Source organism: Microvirga sp. HS2 (genome assembly GCF_055792805.1).
On record NZ_JBVVAJ010000074.1, the window covers coordinates 1 to 6,380 of the forward strand.

At 61.3% G+C, this 6,380-nt stretch carries 4 protein-coding genes and 2 pseudogenes; 2 read left to right on the forward strand and 4 right to left on the reverse strand.

Going from position 1 to position 6,380, the window contains the following annotated elements:
- Both ACS5Q0_RS27140 and ACS5Q0_RS27145 read right to left on the reverse strand, forming a co-directional pair.
- On the reverse strand, window positions 1-135 hold a 135-nt coding region (locus ACS5Q0_RS27140), incomplete at its 3' end, for a 1-deoxy-D-xylulose-5-phosphate synthase N-terminal domain-containing protein (protein ID WP_473129742.1).
- A 479-nt stretch (window positions 136-614) separates the two neighbouring features.
- Window positions 615-2,912, reverse strand: coding sequence for an FdhF/YdeP family oxidoreductase (locus ACS5Q0_RS27145; RefSeq protein WP_473129739.1), 2,298 nt, complete (start codon window positions 2,910-2,912; stop codon window positions 615-617).
- 255 nt (window positions 2,913-3,167) lie between these two features.
- On the opposite strand from ACS5Q0_RS27145, the pseudogene ACS5Q0_RS27150 reads away from it, so the two are divergent.
- Window positions 3,168-5,161, forward strand: a pseudogene (locus ACS5Q0_RS27150) (BCCT family transporter).
- Between the two features lie 88 nt (window positions 5,162-5,249).
- Here ACS5Q0_RS27150 and ACS5Q0_RS27155 read toward each other — a convergent pair.
- Window positions 5,250-5,729, reverse strand: coding sequence for a hypothetical protein (locus tag ACS5Q0_RS27155; RefSeq protein WP_473129740.1), 480 nt, complete (start codon window positions 5,727-5,729; stop codon window positions 5,250-5,252).
- A 311-nt stretch (window positions 5,730-6,040) separates the two neighbouring features.
- Window positions 6,041-6,202, reverse strand: a complete 162-nt coding sequence (locus tag ACS5Q0_RS27160) for a universal stress protein (RefSeq protein ID WP_473129741.1) — start codon at window positions 6,200-6,202, stop codon at window positions 6,041-6,043.
- A gap of 94 nt (window positions 6,203-6,296) precedes the next feature.
- Here ACS5Q0_RS27160 and ACS5Q0_RS27165 point away from each other — a divergent pair.
- A pseudogene (locus tag ACS5Q0_RS27165) lies at window positions 6,297-6,380 on the forward strand (IS5/IS1182 family transposase); the annotation flags it as partial.

Below are 6,380 nucleotides of genomic sequence, written 5' to 3' on the forward strand. Positions count from 1 at the left end.
GAGATGGCCCCCGGTCACCGACACGGCGCTGATCGTCTCCGTGCGCAGCTCGTCCGCAACCTGCTGCAGCCGCCCTTCGGAAAGACGACGCAGGTCGTCCGGTGTCTTGATGGTATCCAGGAGCGGCATTGGCATGTGCAATACTCCTGTTGGCGGCTCTACAAAACTTACAAGTTCGTGACAGAATCCTAGCGCATTGGACACACTTCTATTTCATGTCAAATGCATCAGGCATCTGATGTCGAGCATCATTCCACGCAAAGCCGGTACTCACTTTTGCGTCTGATTGCTCTAAAAATTGCTCCGAATTCAGATCTCGCGCAATTAGTTATTTCCGACGCGGGTTATCTCAATCGGAATTGTTGCTTAAACCTTGGCAGCATAGGGAGTTCCGCATTGTGGGAGCCATCCTGTCAGCATTTTTCGATGAGAATAGACAATAGGTTACACGGCTCGCTGGACTCGTACAGCCAAGGTGCTGAACTTCTCAGCGAGGGATAGCTGTAATTTTCAGCAGGCTTGCCAACGCCTGGCTGGTATGACGCACACGCACCGAGATGTGAAGCTAATCCAGGATCGCGCCACCGACCGGCAATAGATCTCCAGCGACACCATCACGCGCCTGTCCCGTGGGCGCGGATGCGAACCGGCACCCCCTTGTAGGCAGGAGTCTTGGACAACTCGTCGTGATAGCCCACGGGGATCAGTGGGTTGGCCTCGGGATAATAGGCCGCGACGCAAGCATCCGGCAGGTCGTAGGGCACGACCTTCAGTCCCCGCACCACCCGCTCTGTGCCGTCCTCCACGGCGCATTCGAGCGTCACCACCTGTCCCTCCGAGAGTCCCCGTCTCTCCATTTCCTCGGGGTTGATGAGGAGGATGTCCCTTGGCCCCGATAGCCCCCGCAGCCGGTCGGAGAAACCGTAGATCGTGGTGTTGAACTGGTCGTTCGAACGTAGCGTGATCAATGTGATCTCGTCGCCCGCAGGCGGCTTGCCCAGGGCTGTCAGTACCTCGGGCGCCGTGAACTGCGCCTTTCCGGACTCGGTCTTCCACTCGCGATCGCGCGCCGAATTACCCCGGTGGAACCCGCCCGGCGTGAAGAGGCGCCCGTTGAAGTTGCCGAACTTATCCGGATAGGTGGCTTCGATGAGATCGCGTATCAGCCCGTAGTCGCCCGTCCACTCGTCCCACTTCACCTTGGGATTGGGCGGCAGCGTCGCGTTGGCGATCCCCGCGACGATGGCGACCTCGGACTTCAGGTGCGGCGAGGCGGGCTCTCGCTTACCGAGCGAGCCGTGGATCATGCTCAGGCTGTCCTCCATCGTCACCGCCTGCGGCCCTGTCGCCTGCTTGTCCTCCTCGGCCCGCACGAGGCATGGCAGAAGCCAGGCAGCCCGTCCCGGCAGCAGGTGTGAGCGATTGAGCTTGGTCGCGACGTACACGTTGAGATCGAGGCCCCGCCAGGCCTCCTCGGCGCGCGCCCGGTCGGGAATGGCGCGTGCGAGATTGCCGCCCAGGGAAATGACGCCCCGCACCGAGCCGTCGAGCAGCCCTTCGACCAGATCAACGGTGGAGCGCCCCTCCTCCTGCGGAGGCTCGAAGCCGAACAGCCCCTTGAGCTTGTCCATCGGCACATTCTTGGGCTTCTCGGTGATCCCGACGGTGCGCTGCCCCTGCACGTTGGAATGCCCCCGCACGGGTGAGATGCCGGCCCCTTCCCGCCCGATGTTGCCGCGCAGCAGGAGCAGGTTCACGAGCATGGCGAGGTTGAGCCAACCCCTGACGTGCTGGGTCAAGCCCATTCCGTAGATGCCGATGGCGTTCTTCGATGTGGCGTAGATCTTTGCCACCTCGTCGAGCTCCTCGCGACGTAGGCCGGATTCCCTTTCGATCTCCTCCCAGGACACCTCGCTCAGGCGCGCCTCGAGTTCATTGAGCCCCGTCGTGTGCTCCTCGATGAAGGCCCGATCAAGGATTCCCCCTCCCCTTTCGGCGTCAAGGTCCAGCACGCGCTTGCACAGTCCCGCCAGCACCGCGATGTCGCCCCCGGGGCGAACCTGAAGATAAATATCGGAAATCCGGGTCGCAGGCTTCACCGTCATTTGAGCGGGATTCTGGGGATCCGCAAATTCGACGAGGCCTCTCTCTCGGATCGGATTGAACGTAACGATCGTGCACCCCCGCTCCTTCGCGGCCTTGAGCGTGTGGAGGAAACGGGGCGAGTTGGTTCCAGTATTCTGCCCGAAGAACAGGATCAGGTCGCAATGATCGAAGTCCGACAGCACGCAGGTGCCCACCCCGATCCCGATCACCTTCTCGAGCCCCACGCTCGTGGTCTCATGGCACATATTGGAACTGTCGGGCAGGTTGTTGTGCCCGTAGAGTCGTGCGAAGAGCGCGTAGAGATAGGCGGTCTCCAGGCTGGCTTTGCCGGACATGTAGAAGACGGTCGAGCGCGGATCGAGCTCTCTGAGCTTCGCCCCGATCCCCTGGAAGGCCTCCTCCCAGGTCGTCTCGACATAGCGATCCGAGGCGGCGTCGTAGCGCATCGGATGTGTGAGCCGCCCCATCTCCTCCAGCTCATGATCCGACAGGCCACGCAACTCGGTCACGCTATGTGCGGCGAAGACGTCGGGCGTGCAGCGATCACGCGTGAGGTCCCAGATCGTGGCCTTCGCGCCGTTCTCGCAGAACTCAAAGAGGTGCGGCTGCGCAGGCTTGGTCCAGGCGCAGGAGGTGCACATGTGCCCGCCTGGTTTGTTCTGGCGCATTAGCGTGCGGAGGGCGCCGAAGGTGGGTTTCTGGTCGGCCAGGATGCGGCCGACTCCCTTGAGCGATCCCCAGCCGCCGGTGGCATTCGCGTAATGCGGCACATCGGAGCGCTGACCGGCTTCCTTGGACTTGCTCATCGGGTCCCCTTCCGACACGGCGATCATGACAACGGACCGCCACAGCTCACTTCGGAACAAGCCTGAAAGCCGGAAGTTCCACCCTCCCCTCGGAACGAGCGCCATTCGGTTCGGTTGACTCTCATGCATCGATTGCTCGTGGGGACAGGCCATGATAGAGGCCATACGGCACATCCGGGGCTGGCGCGGGGATAGTCGCCATATCCCCGCCGCGTTCGGCCCTGGGTACGGTCTCTCCCAGCATGGGACCGTTCGGTGCCCTTGAAGACGGCGCTTGCCGGCATTGCCCCGGTCACGTTCTTCGGCTCCGCATTCATCGCGCTCGGACTCATTCTCTATGCCAGCGTCGCTCCGCAACAGGCCGCCACGCTGTTCGAGCAGGCGAACAGTTGGATCCTCGCGGAAGCCGGCTGGTTCTACATGCTGTCCGTCGGCATCTTCGTCATGTTCCTGCTGGCACTGGTCGTGAGCCCCCTTGGATCAGTCAAGCTCGGACCCGACGAGGCGCTTCCGGATTACGGCTACGGCACATGGATTGCCATGCTGTTCAGCGCCGGGATGGGAATTGGCATCGTCTTCTACGGTGTGGCCGAGCCGATCACGCACTTCTCCATGCCCCCGACGCCGAACCTCGCTCGGTACAGGCGGCGCGCGATGCCATGGAGGTGACCTTTTTCCATTGGGGCGTACATGCCTGGGCGATCTACGCCGTGCTCGGGCTGGCGCTCGCCTATTTCGGCTACCGACGGGGGCAGCCGCTGGTGATCCGGTCCGCGTTTCGCCCCCTCCTCGGCGAGAGGATTCACGGCTTGGCCGGAGACATCATCGACATCTTCGCCGTCGTCGGAACCCTCGCCGGACTTGCGACCTCCCTTGGTCTCGGCGTCGCCCAGCTCAACGCGAGCCTCAATTACCTGTTCGGCTTGCCGCAAAGCACTCCGATCCAGATTCTCCTGATCGGAATCGTGACGGTCCTCGCCACGCTGACGGTTGCAACCGGGCTCGACGTCGGCATCCGACGCCTGAGCGAGATGATCCTCATCGTCTCGTTCGTGCTGATGGGGCTGATCCTGGTCCTTGGACCGACGAGGTTCCTCCTGCAAGCGCTCGTGGAGAACATTGGCCTGTATCTGACCGGCTTTGTCCCACGAACATTTCACATCTATGCCTACGATCAACTTTCGCCTTCGGGGCGCGCGGCCTGGATTGGAAAGTGGACCCTGTTCTACTGGGGCTGGTGGATCTCGTGGTCACCTTTCGTCGGCATGTTCATCGCGCGCATTTCCAGGGGGCGTACCATCCGGCAGTTCCTGCTCGGAGTCCTGTTCGCTCCGGCGGGATTCAGTTTTATCTGGTTCACCATCTTCGGTGACATCGCCATCTGGCTGGATGTCAAGCAAGCGGATGGCGCGATTTCGCGCACGGTTGCCGAGAACATGCCGATCGCTCTATTTACGGTATTTGACTATCTGCCCTGGTCCGTGCTCCTGTCCTGGATCACGGGCCTGCTGGTTGCCGTCTACTTCATCACGGCGTCCGACGCAGGCGCCTTAGTGATCGCCATGCTCACCGCGCGGGGCGAGGAAGAGCCGGCGTTATGGCTGCGGATCTTCTGGGCGCTGACCTGCGGCGGCCTTGCGGGAGGTCTGCTCCTCGCGGGAGGTCTGGCGGCCGTGCAGATGGCAGCGGTCATCGCGGCCTTGCCGCTCGCCGTGGTGATGCTCCTAATCTGTTACGGCATCTGGAAGGCGCTGAGCGATGAGGTCTTCCTGCGGGCCAGCGGAAGGGTGCCGTCCGCGCCGCCCATCCAGGCGGAGGCAGCGGCCTTTTGGCGGCGCCGGCTTGGCGCCATCGTCAGTCATCCGTCGAAACGGCAGATTCTGAGCTACATCGGCACGACCATCGCAAAAGCATTCGAAACCATCGTGACCGATCTTGGGAAACGCAACCTGGAGGCCAAGGTCGAACGGGTGGGGGACGGCCTGCAGCTGATCGTCCACCATGGCGATAATGTGCCTGATTTCGTGTATGCCGTGCGAGCAGTGGGCTATCCGGTTCCGGCTTTCGCATTGACCGATGCGGCGCGACGCGAGGGCGAGCGATATCTCTACTTTCGGGCAGAAGTGTTCTTGATCCAGGGCGGCCTCGGATACGACATCTATGGGTACGAGACGACTCAGGTGATCGCCGACGTAATCAACCATTACGATCGCTTCAGGCACTACCTTCATGCGAAAGGCACGGGCTAACGGCGGTCACGTCCCTTTCCCGCTCAGGCTTGCCCTTTCCTTGTATTGCGCGAGTGAAGTCACCACCGGTCCGGGCCGGCTCCGCCCCTTAGGAGAAGCCGTACATCACAAAAGGCAAGCCTGCGAAATAGCACCATGCAACGATGAAGACCAAAGGAGCCTGCTTCGTGAACAGGGCTCCTTCTTCAGACCGCTCGTTGATCCATCGCTCCGGTGCATCGGCCGTCTCACGTGGGGCGGGAAGGTAGTCGAACGCATTGAGATCGGCCGTGCGGGTGAGCAGTTCGTGCTCCTTCTGCTGCCACGTTGCTATGACTGCGTAGCCCGCCCGAATCCCGGGCCAAGCTTGGAAGGACAGGATGAGACCGAGAACAGCCAGAACGGGCGGGAACAGTAAGGTGAAAGGATCTTTCCATGTACCAACAAGCCCGCTCATGGCAGATGCATAAGCGATGAGCAGAAACGACTGCGACGTGAGCAAGGAGTTGAGGCGGCTTGACAGCAGATCGCTCTGGAACTTGATCTCGCTGCGATAGAACTGCAGGAGTTCAGGCTGGCTGTTGGACATGGTCGGCTCTCCTGCACCATCCGGTGGAGCACTGGTTCCGTCGCCCTTACGGTTTCCGACCTTCCGAGCAACGGCCAGTGCGTTGGAGGCGAGGGCTGAATCCACGCAAGTGGATTAGCCTCTTATTCTTCCGCTTTCTTTCGCTTGATCGCATTCTTGGCTGCGAACCAGATCCAATCCAACGAAAAATGCTCTAACGACCCGTGGCCGTTCGCAGGGTGCAGGTCGAACGCATCACTCTCGACGACAACAGGGCGTAGCCGTAGCCTGCGCAATTCGGCAATCGCCCCGGCCTACTCGTCGAGAATTGGTTAAGCCTCACACATTTCGAGCACGACCAAGTCCGACGGATGGTCGTCGTCCACGACGGACACGACGCTAAGGTCGGCGCCGTTGTCCTGCGCCAGGAGGCCATCTCGTCGCACAGGCCGCTGCGAGCGGGTCGAAAAGTCCGTCACTGCAAGAATATGCATGAGTTTGTCTCCTCCTGGCCTGGATGTCACGGCGCCGTTGCGCACGTCCGTTTTAGAGCGTCTAACAAAACCGAGGTGAGGGCGTTGGTTTGGCATGGCCAAACCTCTTGCTTCCCATGCTCTGTGGGCGGTGATTGAGCCGCTCCTTCCTCCTGAACCGGCCAAGCCCAAAGGAGGA

Excerpts from the sequence above, each read along its gene's own strand:
- ACS5Q0_RS27145 (WP_473129739.1), bottom strand. The coding sequence starts at position 2,912 with ATGAGCAAGTCCAAGGAAGCCGGTCAGCGCTCCGATGTGCCGCATTAC.
- ACS5Q0_RS27155 (WP_473129740.1), bottom strand. The coding sequence starts at position 5,729 with ATGTCCAACAGCCAGCCTGAACTCCTGCAGTTCTATCGCAGCGAGATC.
- ACS5Q0_RS27160 (WP_473129741.1), bottom strand. The coding sequence starts at position 6,202 with ATGCATATTCTTGCAGTGACGGACTTTTCGACCCGCTCGCAGCGGCCT.